Source organism: Coprococcus sp. HPP0074 (assembly GCF_964238105.1).
GTDB lineage: Bacteria > Bacillota > Clostridia > Lachnospirales > Lachnospiraceae > Faecalimonas > Faecalimonas umbilicata.
In genome coordinates this window covers 124082-142771 of the sequence record NZ_CAXSKS010000002.1, presented here as the reverse complement: position 1 = coordinate 142771, position 18690 = coordinate 124082, and the positions used below count along the sequence as shown (strand labels likewise).

Sequence of the window (18690 nt, the reverse complement as noted above, 5' to 3'; positions counted from 1 at the left end):
TCATGAAAAACAAAACACTTAGAACAAACTCAATGAAATTAAAAAAGGTAATTGCTGCATCCCTTGCCATTTCTGTACTTTTTGCGTTTACAGGCTGCGGAAGCTCTTCCTCAACAAACAATACAAACACAAAACAGGAATCTTCTTCCACAACAGAAACTGGCAGCGCAGACGAGCTGAACGAAAAACTGAACGACCTTTACCAGCAGGAAAACCAGCTTTTTGCTGATCACAAAGATGCATGGGACAAAGCCTTTGGTCTTATGAACAAGAACGCTGCCGGTGATGCCATGAGCGAAAACTATGCTGATTCCCTCGCAAGCACAGTGGAATCTAACAAAGACTCTTTCTCTGAAGAAGAATATGAAACTCTGTGCAAAGACATCGAGACAATCCGCGGAATTGAAGAAGAAATTGCCAAGCTTGAGAAAGAGATTGCTGCATCCGATTCCTCTGACAGTTCTTCCTCCAAATCAGACGAATCCACAGCTGTATTCAAAGCTTTCAAAGGAAAAGATCTGGATGGAAACGATGTAGATGACAGTCTTTTCGCTAAAAACAAAGTTACAGTTGTAAACTTCTGGTTCAGTGGATGCAAGCCATGTGTCGGAGAGCTCTCTAAGCTGAATGAATTAAATGAGAAACTCAAAGAAATGGGTGGCGAAGTTGTTGGTATCAACACGGATACTTTAGACAACAATGAAGCGGGAATCAAAGAAGCAAAAGAAATTCTGAAAGCTCAGGGCGCTTCCTACAAGAACCTGACTTTCGATTCTAATTCAACAGTTGGAAAATATGCTGGAAACATCATGGCATTCCCTACAACCGTTCTCGTAGATAAAGACGGAAATATCATTGGCGAGCCATTCATGGGCGGAATCGATGATCAGTCAAACTACGATCAGCTGATGAAACAGATCCAGTCCGTACTTGACCAGAAATAATTTATCTTATAATTAAGGATTGTCAATTTTTACGTATAAATTTTGGAGAAATCTGTGGGTAGGGATGTATCCCCCAGTTTTAAGAAAAATGGATTAGATTATCAAAATATTGTTATTTTTGTAGGATATAATATCGATAGTCTTTCGTTAATGAAAAGCCTAATCCCCTAGCTATGTTGGGGAGAATGGAATAAGCAGAGGTGTGTGGGGGCAATAAAAAAAGGATCCTATGTGCTTGTGATATCCGTCTTTTAGGACGAGCAGTAACAGTAACCTTAGGAGAGCTGATAATAAACCACCATTGAATTGTGGGTGTAACTAGAAATTGAATTAGCAGGCCTCGATTTTGCCGGGCCGAAGATTCCAAGAGATTGTGATATATTTTGGAGGTAAGCTATGACGAAAATAGAAGAATTTGTAAAACTGATAACAGGACGATTTGATAATAAGGAGCAATTTGATGCAATGAAAAAGGCAGGAAAGACATACCCTTATGCACAGCACGTAAATACGGTTTGCAATGATAAAATTAAAAATCTTCCTGCTGATTTTAAGGGCATGTTTATTGTAGAAGAAAGTTATTATGAAAATGAAGGAAAGCGTCATGCGTCACCGCATCTTTTCTTGATTACAGAGAAAGAAGATAGAATTTTACTTTCATCCTATGAAATTCCAAATGGGGAAGATAAGAACACGTTTTCATATGAATTTATGAAAGAGGTGGAATATATTGAATTAAAAAGATCCAAAAAATTTACTCCTGCACTATATTATGAGAGAAACGGTGTCTGGGAGGGAGGCAGTACTAGTCAGTTCTCACCCGTTATGATATTTAAACTATGGGAAAAGTTTTCGGATACGTGTTTGGAAGTATTCGAAAGTATGGAAGTGAATGGAAAAAGAACATTTGGATATGACGTTCCGATTATCTATAAGAGGGTATAAAGTCTTTGTTTAACGGTTCGAAAATTCTGAAAATAAAGGAAGCAGTTCGAGTATAGCTAGTGTGCTGTATCGTTGATATTTAACATAAATTAAGTTGTTGATAGTTTAAATAGTTGCTGCTTCATCAGGATCAATTTCATCCATTTTATATGTCCAATGATAGACGATTGGCTCAGCATTGATTTCATCGAAGTAGCGGTATATTCGCTCTGCCAATTCATCCTTTGAATTAACACGAATGCCCTTTAACATCTGTTTTGTCATCTTGCTGAAGAAGCTTTCGATCATGTTCAGCCATGAGGTGTGTGTCGGTGTAAATACAAACACAAATCTGTCTTCCGGTAACCCTGCAAGATACCGGCGTGTTTCCTTTGATGTATGCGCTGAATGATTGTCCAGTATCAACCGTATTGTGTCACTTTTTGGGTATTTTGCATCGAGAATCTTTAGAAACTCGATAAAATCAGAACTTTTGTGTGTCTGGCTGACCAACGGAATTGCATTCCCCGTCAGAAGATCAATTCCTGCAAGCAAAGACAGCGTTCCAAGCCGCACATACTCATAATCCCGGCGGATATACCCCTTTTCCTCTGTCGGATTATGATCGGGATATTTGTTGGCAACAGCCTGAATGCCGGGTTTTTCATCATAGGAAATAGTATGTGTCAAATGCCCATTTTCTGGTATGGTGATCGTTCCATCATCGCCAAACTGCATCTCAACCTGTTTGTAAACTAGGAGAACGTCATGCATCTTATTCTCAAAATCAGGGTCTTTCCGCTCAAGATAATACTTGATTTTGAATGGTTTTATATCCATCTTTTTGAGATATTTTTGAAGCCATGGTTTGGTAACTGTCTTTAAGCGTGGATAGCCAGCTTCTTCCGCATGTGCCTGTATGTGTTTGTGCAGTGCCGCCAGTGTCCATAATTCCGCGGCATAACCAAGATCGCAGGGCTTTTGGCAGGCTATACTGATAATCCATGATTTTGCATCGTCGGTAATCTCAACCGGGCGACCGGAACGGTCGTTATCAAATATGGCCAAATTAATTCCACCGTTGAGATAACGGTCAATACAACGCCGGACAGTATTTACACTAATGCCCAGGCCATCTGCAATGGCTTTGTCTGTTTTGGCTTCAGACTTCCATAGCAGGATGCGTGCACGGTCAACAACCTGTGCTTGGATAGTCCTGGTTTTAATCAGTGATTTCAGATAGGCAGATTCCTCATCTGATATTGTTATACTATAAGATAATGCTGGCATAATTGACCTCCGTAATTGTATTCATTAAGTCCATTATACCAGATATCGAAACTATCAACAACTTAATTTATGTTATACTAGAGCGGACATCGGACGCTATATCCACACTTACAACTTTGAACGATGTCATTCTGCCCTTGATTATAAAACACTGGCTGAATGCTACTATCCAGCAATGATTCTGCCTTATGTAGCTTAATGCATATATGGGTCAGGCAAATGTGATACCATTCTCCCTGGTTCCTTAGTAACTATAAACCATATCAGTTCATTATAAGAATCTTAGATTTTTGTCTTGACAACTAAACCACTATAGAGTATATTTGTGTGTTAAAGGAATTAAATATGAACATCACTGAAATAGAAACATATCGAAAAGCTCCATCACCTGCAAGTTTTTTAGCAATCGATGATGCCAAAGAAAAAGAAATTGATCGGCAAATTCAAAAGTTAAAAAATATTAAAACCGTAATGCAAGAAAAGAAAGAGAAAATTGTTCTTTGTGAAACTTTATAAGATCAGGAAATCAGGGTTGAAGTATGCAAAGCAGAAAAACTATTACTTTATCCATATAATTTTTCAGAAGATGATATATCAAAAGCCATTTATCACTTAAAAGATACATGGGGAATTGAACAGATCCGGATGGGAATGGGAAGTTTTATTTCTCTTGATAATGTGTATAAGACGAATTTCTACAGATACGAAGGACTCTATACAACTACTCTGAACGCAAAAATGTCTTCAGATTGTTTTACAAAGTCTGGAAGAAAATATCTCTGCAGATACCAGAAAGGTACTTGGGATAGATTGCCGGTTCTATATCAAAAAATGCTGGATTATGCCAGAAAAATAATTTACAGCTTAATGGTTATGCTTATGAAGCAGGATTAAATGATTTTGTAATCTCTGACGAAGAGGATTATATAACTAAGATCATGATTAAGATTGATGAAATTTCATGATGGATGATTATGTGTGAATTTGAAACAAAACAAAAGAAGTGTGCTATACTATTGTTCAGCAAAAATCTTATTGACATATTTCGAATTATTTAGGAGGATAAACGTTTATGTGTACAGCAGCAACTTATAAAACAAAAGATTTTTATTTTGGAAGAACACTCGATTATGAATTCTCTTATGGTGATCAGATAGTAATTACACCACGTAATTATTCGTTTCACTTTCGTCATGTTGGTGATATGGAACATCATTATGCAATTATTGGAATGGCCCATGTAGCAGAGGATTATCCTTTGTACTATGATGCGATGAATGAAAAAGGAGTAGCAATGGCAGGATTGAATTTTGTCGGAAATGCTGCTTATTCTGAGGTTCAGTCTAATGTGGAAAATATTGCACAGTTTGAATTTATTTCGTGGATTTTAAGTCAGTGTGCTTCTTTAGTAGAAGTTCGTGAGCTTCTTGATCGAATTAATATTGTTAATACTCCTTTCAGTGAACAACTGCCATTAGCACAATTGCATTGGATTATCTCTGATGAAAATGAATCAATTACTGTAGAATCTATGTCAGATGGTCTGCATATTTATGATAATCCGGTAGGAGTGCTTACGAATAATCCGCCATTTCCACAACAGATGTTTCAATTAAACAATTATATGTATTTATCCCCAAAGCAACCAGAAAACACTTTTTGCGAAAATTTGGCTCTTGATGCATATAGTAGAGGTATGGGTGGATTAGGTCTTCCGGGAGATCTTTCATCTTCCTCTCGTTTTGTGCGTGTAGCTTTTACAAAAGTAAATGCAATTTCAGGTGAATCAGAGGCAGAAAGTGTTAGTCAGTTCTTCCATATTCTTGGATCTGTGGATCAGCAACGTGGATGTTGTGAGGTGGCTGATGGAAAATGTGAAATCACTTTGTATACGTCTTGTTGTAATGTGGCAAAAGGTATCTATTATTATAATACTTATGAAAATCATCAGATCAGTGCAGTAGATATGCATGTGGAAAATCTGGATAATAACAAATTGATTTGTTATCCGGTAATTCAAGGAGAACGAATCAATTATCAAAATAAATAGTATTATAATGGTCTCATAAATTAAGACACTTTTTCGGAAATTTTTTAATGAATCTGATATACTAAAATCAGTATGAAAGAGAGGATTCATAATTATGTCCAGACAAAGAAGAAACTTTAGTGCCAAATTTAAATCTGTCCTAGTAATCTAGTGTGCTGTATCGTTGATATTTAACATTACTACTGCATCTTATTCAGATGCAGTAGTAAATGTCGGATACAAGGAATTCAATTTAATTCTTGCATCCTCCGTTCGAAATTGCCAGTTTACCTTTGCGGCTACGGTATTTCGTTCAACTTCCCATGCTGATAATTCCTTACGAAGATTTGAAATATTATCAATCCTTCTGTTCAAACATTGTCTGGTCATGACGTTAAGTTCGATTTCTGCAATATCAAGCCAGCTGCCATGTTTTGGTGTGTAGTGAATCTCCAACCGTTTCATGATTCTTCTGGCTTCATCAGCAGGTATTATAGCACTACAAGGGTAACGTTTGTACAATGATGCTGGTTTATGTGTATTAAGATTATCCATTACAAGAATTATTTTTTCTACATCTGGATACATGACATCGGCAAGATATTTGATTTCTTCTGCCCAGTCAATTGCAGTCCGATGTTCCCGAACACTTACATGATGAGCTCCACCAAGCGGTTCTACGAATGCAAAAATGCTGCATGTACCATTTCTGACATACTCAGAATCTACTTTCTGGTCATTGCCGGGGCGCATAGGAAGTGGGGATCTTGCCTCGCCAAGTAACTGATATGGTTTTTCGTCCATACAAACAACGGGGCGTTGTGGGTTATATGGAAGTTCGTATACATCGAGAACATCCTCCATACAAGCTATAAATTCTGCGTCCTCTCTTGAGGGAATGCACCAGTATTCATTTTTGTGAGGTCGAAGTTTGTTTTTTTTAAGGCTCTACGGATAGCATCTTTGCTAACCGGTGTATCAAGCACTACTTTGGCTTCTTTTTCCAGCAGACGCAAAGTCCATCTGGAATGACCTTCTGGAACAGGACCGCAGGCAAGTTCAATAATACGTGCTTCTGCACGTCCATCAAGGATACGCCTTGCATTGTCGGAATTGATATTTCTTTTGAACTCGGTAACCGCTTCAATGCCACCGGAAAAATATTTGGTCACTGTATTCGTTACAGTTGTCAGGCAAACACCATTTGATCTTGCGGATTGCTCATGGGTTAATACTTTCCCATGAGCCTCATCCAAATCAATAATAATCTGGCATCTGCTTCGAATAGTTTTAGATGTATTACTTTTGCGAATTATAGATTTTAATGTCTTCAATTCATCATCTGTAAGTTTAATGACATATTTTCTTGGTCTTGCCATATAAATCACCGCTGTTTTCTTTTATTTTAACATGAAGCGGCTATAATAGCTATAAATATTTAGTTAAATGTCAACAATACAGTACACTAGTGGGTTACTGAAAGAGTCGATTCATTTGATTTTTGCAGATAAAATTTGTATTATCATAACGCATGATTTAGAAATGGCATCTATTGCGGATACAAGTATAAATTTATCAGATTAATGGTTAAAAAGGATTTTAATTACTTCTTTTTAAAAGGCAATAAATATTTCTTTAGGTCTTGTAAAGAGACGGAAACTATTTTTTATCATTATGCAGAAAATCATGTGGAAGAATTAAAATTTAGGAACGAATGTGTAGTAAGTGGAAATGAGTTCAATGAGTTTATACTACGAAAATTCGATTATAACCTTGGAAGAATATATAGACCTTTTTTGCAGTACATACGTTAAAACGTTAAGTTTGGTAGAATGCCCATTATATTCTAAGCAGCTTATAACTTGGAAAAAATGAAAAAAGTAGTTTTACAAGGGGATATATAAAAACTTAAAAAAATCCACGGTGTTACGAATTGTACAAATCTTTTTGGAATAATTTGAAGTTTTTAATCGGAAACGGGAATTGGGCACCAATAGAGTATTTGATGCTTCCAACAAGTACTTATAATTGTCTTAAAAGACAAAAGTTTTGTTTTATCCAGAATTTAGAACAAAAATATAATTCTGTTGAAAAATTATGCTGTATCCGAAAAATGGGTGTGCATTCTTCTGAAATTGTGATAAAGGCACTGTAAAAATGGGATGATAAAGCAAAAAAACTATAGGTCACTCAATTCTGGAGCAGGAAAAAGATTTTTTGTGTCCGTGGGAAAATCGGTTTATGATGTAAAATGTAGATATTACAATACCGCTTTAAAAATAGTTCTGGGAGAATATGAAGAATACATATATAGGTGTTAAATTCAAATGCAGACAAGGAAAGATTTAACTATTCGTATATATATCAAAGACTTTTTCGATATGGAAATGTTTATTGGCTTATGGAACATCAATTGCGGGACTTGTAAGTAAATGAGGATAGGTCTTTGATGAAACTCATTTTATACCGGATGAAGCAATAATTCATGTGAAGTGCAGCAAATATTTTTTCTGGCGTTATTAAAAAATGAAAACTATTTTTATCATTATACAGAAAGTCATGTGGAGGAATTGTAATATGAGAAACAGAGAGATGGGGGTGTGAAGAAAAACAGAATTATAATAATTGCTGATGAAGGAGAAATGACATGGGAAAGTTTGATTTTGTTGGAACAACAAGCAGAGTTTTATCAAATGAAAAGTATCCAGGATGCCCTTTCCAACCTGACAGTTTTCTCTTATCATTTGATTTTAATTGCAGTAAAACGAGAACTGGAAATAGTATGCCAACTTGTAGAAGCAATCCGAAAGCTGGTGATAACACCTATGATTGTTTTATTACCGGATCATTCTGAAATGCGAAATAAAATCATTTACTTGGGGGCAGATGTGGTATTGACACAACCGTATACAGCGGAAGAAGTCAGTCTGCAGTCGTATGCATTGATTCGCCGCTATACAGAATGGAAATCGGAAAGAAAAGAAGAAATCCCTGTTATGGTAGGAAAACTGAAAATCCTTCCACTTCAAAGAACAGTAGAATGGGAGCATAAAAGAATCCCTGTTGTAAAAAGGGAGTTTGATTTTCTGTATCTGTTAGCAACTACGCCGGGAAGAGTATATACATACAGTCAGATCTATCAACTGGTATGGCAGGAGTACCCACATGGGGATATTACAAATATTATTTACTGCATGGTACATCGACTGAAACAGAAATTGAAAAAAGTAGATGTAAATGCAGAGCATATAATCAGCAGTGTAAAAGAGGTTGGATATTGTTTAAAAGTATATAAGGAATCATAGAAGGCGGGTTTCTGAAAATGGAGCCTGCTTTTTATATGGTGAGATTTGGTTGTAACTGTAATAGAAAAGAAATGACAGGAAAACTGACAGTTATTTGACAGAAAACTGACAGTCTGATGACAGATTCGTCTTGTATACTACTTCTTTATGTAAAGAATGGGCTTCGTTGCATGACATAAAGGAGCAGTATATGTGCCGGAAAGAGTTACAAAAGAGGAAAAACTAACTTCATATGCAGCGTTTGGTGGTGTCGCAATTCGAAACAGGATTGCGGCATCTTTCTTTTTGTGGACAAAATTTCAGTTAGCACGACCTTTCTCGTGTGAGAATGCAAGATCACCGCCGCTCCGATTTGATTTCATATAAATTCAGATCGGAGGAAAAGAAAGGTGACATTTCATAAAGCAAAAGAAGAATCTAAATGGAAACAGTGGAAGGAGCAGGAGGAACGGATTTTGCGAAAATCCGGTGTCAGTGAAGAGGTGATCCAAAGACTTCGTGAATTAGACTGGCAGGATTTTAATGCGGAGCGGAGATTCTGGGAACATTTTTCTTCTAGTCAAGAAGAATTATACACCAGGGAATTGGAAGAACCATCTTCAGTGGTGCTTAATATTCAACAGTTACTTGACAGTGTGGAGAATGAGCAGCTATTACAGGTTCTTTTGGAGTCGGATAAGAAAACACTGCAGATTTTACTTCTGAAGATGTGGGGATTTTCTGTTCGTGAGATTGCAGGCCAGATGGGACTAGCGGAAAAGACCATTTATACACGGATTGAGCGATTGAAGAAAAAAATTAAAAAAGTTTTGAAGAAGTGAAGAAAAATGGGGTATCTCATCGGCTCTATATATGAAAGGGGTAATTGCCCCTCGTTCCTTGACAACCACATACCAGCATTACAGGTACGTTCCAAAAGATAGAAGCGTGACAGCATAAGCGCCAGGACGGATGGGAACAAGCACTGCAGGATTGTTATGGAAAGGTCTGTACAAAGACTATGGCGGATCAGTTCGTGAGAAAACTGTCAGTGCCTGTTCTCATTCTGAGCGACTCCTTATAGCTGTGAATGGACTTTTGCAGGTCTTTCGCCAGGATCATCGGAGGGGGATAATGATACGAAATTCTTCTCAAAAAAGAAGAGGATGGACTCTAAGTTGTAATCAGCAAGACTTTCAGGAAATCTGCGAGCGGTGCCAAGCGAAGCATCCGCCTGTAATGTTCCCTGCCATAGATGTGGTGTGGCAGCCGGGGAGTCGAGGACAAATACGGTGTCAAAGAAAAGAAGAAACGATAAGAAATCAAAAAAGAGTGTGTCGTTGATATCAGATACATGCGGCTGTGGGAAAATGTCACAGCCGTATTCTTGTGGTATTAACGCCATGCGGAAAGAAGTACTATGTTTTATAAAGTTGAATATCAAAAAAGAGCGCATCAGGAAGTGGAGAAGATCTTCCGGGTGCTGTTTCCCGAGCAAGGTTTGGCAGTCCGGGAAGAGCAGATCCGCCTATGCCACGAAATGCTGGATACTCTGCTGGGAGAACAGATTGCCTTGTGTGATGCAGGGGTGGGGATTGGGAAGACCTATGCTTATCTGGTAGCCTGCGTATTATTGCGGAAGTATTCCATGCTGACAGGGAGAGGAAATTCGTTGGAACAGCGTCCGGTGGTAGTATCCACCTCCAGTATCGCATTGCAGAAAGCCATATTAACAGAATATATTCCATTTTTGTCCAGGGTGCTGCTGGAGCAAGGAATCATTCAGTCCCCGCTTCGGGCAGTGGTGCGGAAAGGGAAAGAACACTTTGTTTGCGACAACAGGCTGGAACAACGAATCGAAGCGATCCGCCATAAACAGAAGAATGCTGCCCAAAAAGAAGCGTTGCTGTCTCTACGAAAACAGTATGATATGGATAGCGTAAAGAATCTGAGCGGGTTTGACAGAAGGCTGGTCTGTGTGCCGAAATTCTGTCCAAGAGAATGTCCGGGCAGGCAGATGTGCCGCTATCAGAGATATCTGGAAGAATCCAGGAAACAGGATGTGTTCATTCAAATCTGCAATCACAACTATTTACTGGCAGATGCGTATCACAGAGCAGAAGGATACAAGCCTTTACTGGCAGATTATCGGACATTGATTGTAGACGAAGCACATAAGTTACCAGAAGCGGTAAAGCAGATGTTTGGGAAAAATCTATGTATGGATGATATCCGGGAAATGGCATATTATCTGGAACGGGAGCATCAGAAAGAAGAAGCAAGAATCCTGCGGACAGTGATGTGTGACGCATTGCATGTGGTTGGTGCAGAACAGAAGATTGGAAAAGGAATTCAGGAAACATTCCGTCATACAACAGATAGTGTGGTTTCTCTGTGGGAAGGAGTAGAAATGTTGGAATTTCTTTTGGACAAGCTGGAAAAATGTGTTCCAAAGTGGATACGGAATCGGCTGGAAGATGCAAAAGAGGTGCTGGAGTGTTTTTGTAGCAGCGATGAAAAATATGTCCGCTATCTGCGTCTGGATACAGAGCAACTTCCCATTTTATGCGCAGCCAATCGGGAAATCCCAGAATTGCTTCAGAAGATGTTATGGGATCGGGAAGAAGGGATATCCGCCATCTTAACCAGCGGAACGCTAAAGGCAGGCGCAGGCTTTTTGCGCACCCGGCAGATCATCGGGCTGGAAGGAAGGGCAGGAGTGCAGGAATATGTGGCAGAGTCTCCCTTTTCCTACGAAAAGAATTGTCTGTTATACCTGCCAAAGACGCTGGAACATTGCAGGAGAGGGAGCAGGGAAGAGGCAGTAATGGTGGCAAACCAGATTCATTCCCTGATCTGTTCCACTTACGGACATACGCTGGTACTGTTTACCTCTTATACATTGATGGGAAGTGTGTACCAGATTTTAAGGGACAGCCTGCCATTTCCCATGGTGGAAGTATGGAGGCACTCTCAAGAGGAAATCTTGCGGTTCAAGACCATGGAGAATGGAGTGCTGTTTGCAGCAGGCTCTTGTTGGGAAGGAGTAGACTTTCCGGGAGATATGGTATCTTCCCTTATCATTGTGAAACTGCCTTTTGCAGTACCAGATCCGATCAGCGAGGCAGAGAAGGAAACCTATGATTCCCTGGAAACCTATATTCAGTCCATCATTGTGCCGGATATGCAGAAGAAACTGCGCCAGGGATTTGGGAGAGCCATCCGGACAGAAACTGATACCTGCGTGGTGTCTATTTTAGATATCCGGGCAGGAAAAGGCGGCAAGTATCACGAAGATGTGATGTGTGCGCTTCCGCCCTGCCGGATAGCAGAAGAGTTGAGAGAGGTGCAGGATTTCATCCGCAGCCGGAAAGGTGTAGAGTATTATTTATAATAGGAAAAATCTGCTTTCCAGCCTTGTTGCTTGTGCTTATTTTCCAGGCACTTTTAAAGGGAAAATTTAGTACAGTTTTTGGAGCGGTTTTGGAGGGATTGTTGGTATTGCTGAATAGCTATTTGAACATGAAGTGGGTATAATGTGTATAGCGTTAGAGGAAAGGACGGTGAGCAAAATGGCACGATATGCAGTGGAACATATCTGGGAAGGAAAACAGGAATATTTCTTGATCCGGGATCATCAGAGCTGGCAGATGGTGCTGCTCCCGTCCAAGTATCTGACGCATTTGATTTGAGCAAACCGTTCCCCGAATACCGTTAGCCGCCGGGCAAAATCCATCCGGTTCTATCTGGAATATTTGGATGAAAAGGAGATGGAACTGTCTCAGGTAGCGGAACTGGAATTCCAGGAACAGTATGAACATTATGTGGGATTTCTCCACTGGCTGAAAGCCGGAAATCATTTGCATGAAAAGACAGAGAAACTGCCAAGCAATAAAACCTGCAATGCGTACTTAAAAGACGTGTTCAGGTTTTTCTGTTTTTTAGAGCTGGAAACAGATATGGAAAGATTAAAAGTGTTATATTATGACAGTTTTACCACTCATGATTCCATCGGCGTAAAACGGAAGCTGCGGTTCCGGTCATTCAATGGCTATCTGAAAGAGGAAGAACGAAACGTCCGTCCAGCAGAGCATCAGGAGATTTTGGAACTTTTGAAGCAGTGTACCAACTGCAGGGATCAGCTTCTGATCATGCTTCTGGCAGAGACCGGATACCGGATCGGCGAGATCTTAGGGGTAGATTATACCAGAGATATTGATTATGAAAGACACACCATCCGGGTATTCTTCCGGGATGACAATGAGAACAAGGCAAGGGCGAAGAATGCGGCGTACCGAAGATCCAAAGTCAGTGATGCCACCTTCCAGTTTTTACTGTTTTATCTGTCCAAGTACCGGGAATTTCTGCAGCACCAGCCGATGCTGTTTGTAAACATCGAAGGAGAGACGAAAGGGAAGGCACTGCAGGTAGACGCAGTTTACCGGATGCTGGAACGGATGGAGAAAAAGACAGGCATCCATACGACGCCCCATATGCTGCGGAGATACTTCGGAAATATGAGGCGGGATGCCGGATGGCCGCTGGAAATGATCAGCGAAGCGTATGGACATAAGCACATCGACACAACCATCAAATATCTGAACCTTGTAGATGACCAGCTTATGGAAGCCAGTGACCAATATTATGCAAAACATTCTGCTCTTTATGATGTGGAGAAACTCCTGTAGGAGGTGAAGAACATGCCCGCTTATCAATTATATGTATATGAAGATCGGGAAAAGCGGGAAGCACTGGAACAAAAAATCTGTGAGCAGGTGGATGCCTGTACAGAGGTAAATGGAACCATACGAAACCGGATAAAGAAGTTCCTGATAGAAGAAGGGATTACTGATATTTCAGAGATGGACGCAGTCCTAAGGGTCCGCTACGAAGAATATCTGGAAAGGAACGAAACCGTTCTTGCACCGATTACCTGCTTGCGGGGATTTGATGGAATCGTGATTCATCGGATGAAAGAAGAACTGCAGACACTGGCAGGGAGAAGAAACTATACTACAGAGTATCAGGAACAGTGGATGTGCCTTACCCATTATCCGGAGATTGAGATTGCGGAATCCTTTCTATCAAGTAAAGACGGAAAAGAACTGTTGTGGAATTTTACCCTGGAATGTCCAAGAAATTTGAAGGTGCAGATTTTTACAGTACTGAAAGAGGTGATCCATACCTACCAAGGCTGTTATAGAAAAGAGAAACTGCTGGCACTGCAAAGGTTCTACCAATTCTGTGTGAAACATCAAGTGGCTGATATTGAGACCATGACATTGGACAAAGAACAGCGATTTGAACAGGAACTCTCGGAAGAGTTTCGAGGGAAAAAGAGAAGTACTATGTTTGGCATCCTGCAGATGAGCAGAAAAATCCTATTTTTACAGGCGCCGGAAATTCATTGGCAAGCGAATGTGTGGTTTTTGGAACGTTTCCATTTTTCCAGGGAACGGATGAATCCAAGTAAGCCTGTGGAATCGGTATCCTTTAAAGAGGTGACTAACATGGAAAATCAAAAGATTTTGCAAAAATATCTGCGGTATCTGTTTGGAATCACAGATTTATCTATCAGTACCATCCGAATCAAGCTGCTGGAACTTCGTACATTCCTGGCACACTTCAATGGAGAAGAAAAGCCGATCTATGAAGTGGAGGCAGAGAAGATTCAGAGATATCTGGAATCCGTTCAGAGACAGGATACCCGTGAAAAAACAGCAAATGGAAGAATCTTTATGATTTTACAGTTTTACAATTTCCTTGTAGTCAAAGGATATTTAAAGAAGATTCCCTTCCGGCATGCGTATTATCTGCAGAAAGAAGTGCATGTCCACAATGACCGCAGTGTACCGGAAAGAATCTATACGGAAATTTTATCGAAGCTGACAGAGTTTCCGGAACATCTGCGGTTGATGTTCCTGCACTTATGGTGTACAGGAATCCGGGGGAGCGAAGTATGTACCCTGACAGGTGGTGATTATGAAGAAAAGAATGGAGATTACTGGCTGAAAGTATATCAGGTGAAAATGAAAACGTATAAGCGGATTCCCATTCCGGAAGCATTGTATAAATTAGTGCAGGTGTACAAAAAGAAATATCAGATCGGACCAGAAGAATACCTGTTTAAAAGCAAAAAAGGTGGAGCATTCCAGTATGCTACATTACGGTATCAAATGTTGAAATACTGTGAGAAAAATCAGATTGCAGATGGGGAATATATTTTCAGATCCCATGATTACCGCCATAACCTGGCTACGCTTTATTATGATAATGGTATTTCCATCCAAGCGGTACGAGATTACTTGGGGCATGAATATGAGGAAATGACCAGACAGTATGTGGACTATATGCCGAAGAAACTGGAAAAAGCCAGTGAAGCATATTTCCAGGAAGAAACCCACAGCTTTGCGACGGAACTGATGAAAGGAGAGTTCCATGGATGAAAAATTATATCTAATCGATTTGGACTGCTATGCAAGAGCAGAGGAAAACCAGAAAAAGAAGGTAAAGGAATCCCATTGCTTTGATTTCGGACTGCTTCCAACAAAGGGGCTTCAAAATGAATTCCGTTCCTTTATTGAGAATCGAAGCCGACAATGTGCATTGGCAACGATGATACAGGAACGAGTGCTCTATCAGAGATTTTGCAGAATGGTAAAGGATAAGCACATCCGGGCAGAGAGCCTGCAGGAACTGGAGTGGGAACAATGGCTGATCAAAATCCGAAGCTGGCTTCTGGAACATGGACAAAAACTGACCATGCAGGGAATCAACGTATATGGGAAAGAAAAGACAGTGCCATCGAGCCTCATCACATATGTGCGGAAGGCATATCAATTTACAGAAGCCAAAGAGGAACGGGATGAGATTGAGAAAGATATCTGGAAATTAGAGAATCTGGACATTGCCTATAAAAAGAATCCGATTAAAAATGTACAGACTTTGAATTTTACAGCGATTATCCAGGATGACTTACGGGAAGAAACAAAAAAGGCAGTTTATGAGCATTTACATCATGAAGCGATTGCAACGATCATCAAAGAGTTGACAGCCATCCGGAGACTATCCAGATATTTGAAAGAAACATATCCCCAAATCCATTCGGCAGAAGAACTGAATCGGGAGTTGCTGGAAGAATATCTGACGTACCTTGCAACGGAAGCGGAGGGCGTGAATAATTACCGAATGGATTTGACGAGACTCCGAGGACTGCTGGAAACCATTGGAAAATTATATGGGTATCCACACTTAGAAATTTTATTCCTAGCCAGTGACTTGCCCAGACAGGTGCAGCCGAAACTGAAATCTTATTCAGATAGTGAGCTGATTCGTTTTAATGCAGCGCTTGCGGAGCTGGATGAGCAGATGGAGCGGCTTATGGTCATCCACCAGATGTTAGGAACAAGGATATCTGATACCCTTACCCTACAGACAGACTGCCTGTATCGACAGGACGGACATCCTATGATCCAGATCCGGCAGATGAAAACAACTACCTTTGTGAAGCCTATCAGTGCAGAACTGGAATTGCTGATTGAAAAAGCAATAGAGTATAGCAAGAAAAGGTATGGAGATATGGCTTACATTTTTGTGGATGAGAAAAATAGCAAGAGACCGATGCAGTACAATACCGTTCAAAACAAGGTGATGGATCTGATCCAGAAAAAAGACTTGCGGGACGACCATGGAGAACTGTTCGGATTCGGAACGCATATGTTCCGCCATGTATATGGTATCCGCTTAACAGAACTGCATCTGGATGACTGGACCATCGCAAAACTACTGGGGCATACATCTGTAAAGAATGTGAAATTTTACCGGAAGATGAGTCTTCAGATCATTGCGGATGAAACAAGAGAAATCAGAGCAGAGATGAGCCGGATGATCCGGGCGAATCTGGCAGGATGGGGGAAAGAGTATGAGCAAATATGACAAGATGCTGGAAGTAAACCATAAGCAGAGCGTGGAGAAGATTCAGAGGGCAAAACTGACGATCCAAGAAATGATCGAAGAAGAGGATAAAGTGACTGTTCCCAAACTGATGCAAAAGACCGGGCTCTCCAGAGGATTCTTTTATAAGAACCCGGAAGTGCGAAAGGCAGTAGATCGTGCCTTGCAGCTACAGGCTGGCATGGTAGATAAGAGAAGAAAGATTTTAGATATGGCAATGGACAACCGTATCCTGCAGCTGGAGCAACAGGTAGTGAAACTGAAAAGAGAGAACGAGACATTACGGAAAGAAAATGAAGCAATGCGGAAAGCATTGAATAAAAGAGACTTGAATCTGATCAAGAATTTTTAATGAAGAAGAAAACAATCAGCGACTGGCAGGGGCGTGAAGAACGCGCCTGCTGGTGGTTGTGGGGATAAAATATCTAGAAACGTAGTGTGCTATATAGTATAATGTAATAGAAAACAATCAACTTTCAGAAATGAACAACTACATGGAGATTCAGATAAATGAGTAGTCAAGAAACATTTTCTATAACAACACTACAAAGAATGTGTGCTAGATCTGAATATTTGGATGAGTCAGATATTCATATGAATGACAAAACAGTTTCATGGGATGGAAATATCATATATTACAAAACTAAAAAGCCGGCTTCGACAGGAAATGAATTTCTTATTCCTATTCAAGTAAAGGGAAAAGAGTATAATATTCTTCCGGATTCGGATAGCATAAGTTATCCAGTGGATATAAATGATTTGAAAAATTATTTAAAGAATGGCGGAGTAATATTTTTCGTTGATGCAATTTCAAAAACGGAATATAATGACAAAATGTATGCAAAAATCTTACTTCCGGTAGATATTGTCCATATAATGAAAGGAAAAGAAGAACAGGGGAGCATTACGGTACATTTAAACCATGTAAAAACTGTCCGAGAATTAGAAGAACTGTGTGTTCTTTTTAAAGAAAATAGACCTAAACAGGCAATGGTAGGAGTGGGAAAATCAATTCCCGATTATGATAATATATCTAATTTTACTATATCAACATTGCCAACTCCATATATGAATCCTGCAATCGCAATTGCGAAAAGTCCTTTTAAGTATGTGTATACCAAGAAGGATGGGATGGAGATACCAGTTTTATTGACAGATTTAGTTACTGCGACCGAGAGTGAGTGGTTAATAAAAATCGATGATAAAATAGAACAAAGATATCCTGTCCGACATATTTATGAATTAAATCAAACGACTACAAGGATTAGTGAGATCATCGAATTTGTATTAACAGAAAAAAGCCAAAAAACAACCATTCGTTGTATTGAGGCAACTAACTATAATTTTGAAACAGTTTTTCAAGCATCAAAAATTATAATAGCTGTTTCTGATGCAGAGGAAGTAATGATCGAAAATATAAGTCTGGGAAAAAATTTCTTAGGGGAAATACAAACAGCTTTTACAGAAGGATTTCTTGCATATCACAAACGGATTGTTCAATTAGGAGAAACACTTACAGAACTAAATATTAAAAGAAGTTTATTTAAAACGAAAGAAATTTTAGATGCAGAACCTACCATATTTTTTCTGAAAAAGGGATTAGTGGAAATGAAAGTTTTATCGTTACCATTCCAAGCAGATGAAAATTGTGGTCTTTACAAACAAATAATTGGACGTAGGAAATTGCTGTTAGAATATGAAAAGATTCAAGAAGATGGATATATAATTCGTAATTATTTGAAGGATGGTAAACGGATTGCTATCTTTGCCGATATACCAGATGGAAAAACACAGAAAATCAGCAGATGGTTTGCGTTACGAGATGAGGATATATCTCAGATGATATTTGATGAAAATGATCTGTTGGAAGAAATGTACAACACCGGTGAAGAAGAAACGGATCAACTTTTGGGACTAATATTGGATTTTCTAAAATCTTATGATAAGGAAAGAGATAAAAATTTATTGTTATTGGCTGAAAAATTAATAAATATCTTAGAGAAATATTCGATGGATTCAACCATTCTTACAATAAATAGACTTCAAATCATTGCCCGTAAAAGGGAGCTAGAGCTTGAAGAAAGGAAAACATTGGCACAGATTAAATATTCTGAGAATATATTTGCGAGGTGCTGTGCATGTATTTTGCTGAAACAGTTTGATGAATTTGATATACATATGCAGCAATTATCTGCAACAGAAAAAGAAGAATTTTATAGTTGGCCGATAGCTTCTTTATTACCAAATGTAGAAAAAAATGAATAAT

15 protein-coding genes and 1 pseudogene are annotated in these 18690 nt (G+C 39.3%); 13 read left to right on the top strand and 3 right to left on the bottom strand.

All coding sequences use genetic code 11. The features are described 5' to 3' along the window. Positions 1–2 precede the first annotated feature (2 nt). Together ACESPO_RS03275 and ACESPO_RS03270 are read left to right on the top strand one after the other, a co-directional pair. Entirely contained in the window at positions 3–944 is a 942-nt protein-coding gene (locus tag ACESPO_RS03275; RefSeq protein ID WP_004614573.1) for a TlpA disulfide reductase family protein, read from the top strand. A 396-nt stretch (positions 945–1340) separates the two neighbouring features. Then, positions 1341–1889 (top strand): hypothetical protein, encoded by a 549-nt coding sequence (locus ACESPO_RS03270; protein WP_499788453.1) that lies wholly within the window; start codon positions 1341–1343, stop codon positions 1887–1889. Between the two features lie 105 nt (positions 1890–1994). On the opposite strand, the gene ACESPO_RS03265 is transcribed toward ACESPO_RS03270, so the two are convergent. Then, positions 1995–3158, bottom strand: a complete 1164-nt coding sequence (locus ACESPO_RS03265) for an IS630 family transposase (RefSeq protein ID WP_004615245.1) — start codon at positions 3156–3158, stop codon at positions 1995–1997. Between the two features lie 327 nt (positions 3159–3485). Here ACESPO_RS03265 and ACESPO_RS03260 point away from each other — a divergent pair, with 327 nt between their 5' ends. Both ACESPO_RS03260 and bsh read left to right on the top strand, forming a co-directional pair. Beyond that, the gene (locus ACESPO_RS03260; protein ID WP_118038717.1) at positions 3486–3674 is read left to right on the top strand and encodes a hypothetical protein; all 189 of its coding nucleotides are present in this window, start codon (positions 3486–3488) and stop codon (positions 3672–3674) included. A gap of 556 nt (positions 3675–4230) precedes the next feature. Continuing rightward, positions 4231–5208 (top strand): choloylglycine hydrolase, encoded by a 978-nt coding sequence (gene bsh / locus ACESPO_RS03255; protein WP_004614568.1) that lies wholly within the window; start codon positions 4231–4233, stop codon positions 5206–5208. 189 nt (positions 5209–5397) lie between these two features. Here the strand turns inward: bsh and ACESPO_RS03250 are convergent, their stop codons facing one another. Together ACESPO_RS03250 and ACESPO_RS03245 are read right to left on the bottom strand one after the other, a co-directional pair. After that, entirely contained in the window at positions 5398–6087 is a 690-nt protein-coding gene (locus tag ACESPO_RS03250) for an IS630 family transposase (protein ID WP_117787421.1), read from the bottom strand. Further along, entirely contained in the window at positions 6057–6566 is a 510-nt protein-coding gene (locus ACESPO_RS03245) for a helix-turn-helix domain-containing protein (RefSeq protein ID WP_004614566.1), read from the bottom strand. The genes ACESPO_RS03250 and ACESPO_RS03245 overlap by 31 nt, the downstream gene beginning before the upstream one ends. 554 nt (positions 6567–7120) lie before the next feature. Here ACESPO_RS03245 and ACESPO_RS03240 point away from each other — a divergent pair. From ACESPO_RS03240 to ACESPO_RS03200, 9 genes and pseudogenes are all read left to right on the top strand, one after another. Beyond that, positions 7121–7342: a DNA-directed RNA polymerase subunit alpha C-terminal domain-containing protein gene (locus tag ACESPO_RS03240; RefSeq protein WP_044988093.1), complete on the top strand. Its 222-nt coding sequence runs from the start codon at positions 7121–7123 to the stop codon at positions 7340–7342. 445 nt (positions 7343–7787) lie between these two features. After that, positions 7788–8492 (top strand): response regulator transcription factor, encoded by a 705-nt coding sequence (locus tag ACESPO_RS03235; RefSeq protein ID WP_242953403.1) that lies wholly within the window; start codon positions 7788–7790, stop codon positions 8490–8492. A gap of 389 nt (positions 8493–8881) precedes the next feature. Beyond that, a complete protein-coding gene (locus ACESPO_RS03230) occupies positions 8882–9313 on the top strand; it encodes a sigma factor-like helix-turn-helix DNA-binding protein (RefSeq protein ID WP_024852315.1) in 432 nt (143 codons plus the stop codon). Positions 9314–9891: 578 nt separating this feature from the next. Then, on the top strand, positions 9892–11865 hold the full coding sequence (locus tag ACESPO_RS03225) for an ATP-dependent DNA helicase (protein WP_499788452.1): 1974 nt from the start codon (positions 9892–9894) through the stop codon (positions 11863–11865). 178 nt (positions 11866–12043) lie between these two features. After that, positions 12044–13159, top strand: a pseudogene (locus ACESPO_RS03220) (tyrosine-type recombinase/integrase). A 12-nt stretch (positions 13160–13171) separates the two neighbouring features. Then, complete coding sequence (locus ACESPO_RS03215; protein WP_118188775.1) at positions 13172–14917, top strand: tyrosine-type recombinase/integrase; 1746 nt, start codon at positions 13172–13174, stop codon at positions 14915–14917. Beyond that, a complete protein-coding gene (locus ACESPO_RS03210) occupies positions 14910–16406 on the top strand; it encodes a tyrosine-type recombinase/integrase (protein WP_118188776.1) in 1497 nt (498 codons plus the stop codon). Before ACESPO_RS03215 ends, ACESPO_RS03210 begins: the two co-directional genes overlap by 8 nt. After that, positions 16393–16776 (top strand): DUF6262 family protein, encoded by a 384-nt coding sequence (locus ACESPO_RS03205; RefSeq protein ID WP_118188777.1) that lies wholly within the window; start codon positions 16393–16395, stop codon positions 16774–16776. Before ACESPO_RS03210 ends, ACESPO_RS03205 begins: the two co-directional genes overlap by 14 nt. 158 nt (positions 16777–16934) lie before the next feature. After that, positions 16935–18689: a hypothetical protein gene (locus ACESPO_RS03200; RefSeq protein WP_118188778.1), complete on the top strand. Its 1755-nt coding sequence runs from the start codon at positions 16935–16937 to the stop codon at positions 18687–18689. Position 18690: the final 1 nt, after the last annotated feature.

What these genes read in the sequence shown, in the direction of transcription:
- ACESPO_RS03275 (WP_004614573.1), top strand. Translation starts at nt 3, where the DNA reads ATGAAAAACAAAACACTTAGAACAAACTCAATGAAATTAAAAAAGGTA.
- ACESPO_RS03270 (WP_499788453.1), top strand. Translation starts at nt 1,341, where the DNA reads ATGACGAAAATAGAAGAATTTGTAAAACTGATAACAGGACGATTTGAT.
- ACESPO_RS03265 (WP_004615245.1), bottom strand. Translation starts at nt 3,158, where the DNA reads ATGCCAGCATTATCTTATAGTATAACAATATCAGATGAGGAATCTGCC.
- bsh (WP_004614568.1), top strand. Translation starts at nt 4,231, where the DNA reads ATGTGTACAGCAGCAACTTATAAAACAAAAGATTTTTATTTTGGAAGA.
- ACESPO_RS03245 (WP_004614566.1), bottom strand. Translation starts at nt 6,566, where the DNA reads ATGGCAAGACCAAGAAAATATGTCATTAAACTTACAGATGATGAATTG.
- ACESPO_RS03225 (WP_499788452.1), top strand. Translation starts at nt 9,892, where the DNA reads ATGTTTTATAAAGTTGAATATCAAAAAAGAGCGCATCAGGAAGTGGAG.
- ACESPO_RS03215 (WP_118188775.1), top strand. Translation starts at nt 13,172, where the DNA reads ATGCCCGCTTATCAATTATATGTATATGAAGATCGGGAAAAGCGGGAA.
- ACESPO_RS03210 (WP_118188776.1), top strand. Translation starts at nt 14,910, where the DNA reads ATGGATGAAAAATTATATCTAATCGATTTGGACTGCTATGCAAGAGCA.
- ACESPO_RS03205 (WP_118188777.1), top strand. Translation starts at nt 16,393, where the DNA reads ATGAGCAAATATGACAAGATGCTGGAAGTAAACCATAAGCAGAGCGTG.
- ACESPO_RS03200 (WP_118188778.1), top strand. Translation starts at nt 16,935, where the DNA reads ATGAGTAGTCAAGAAACATTTTCTATAACAACACTACAAAGAATGTGT.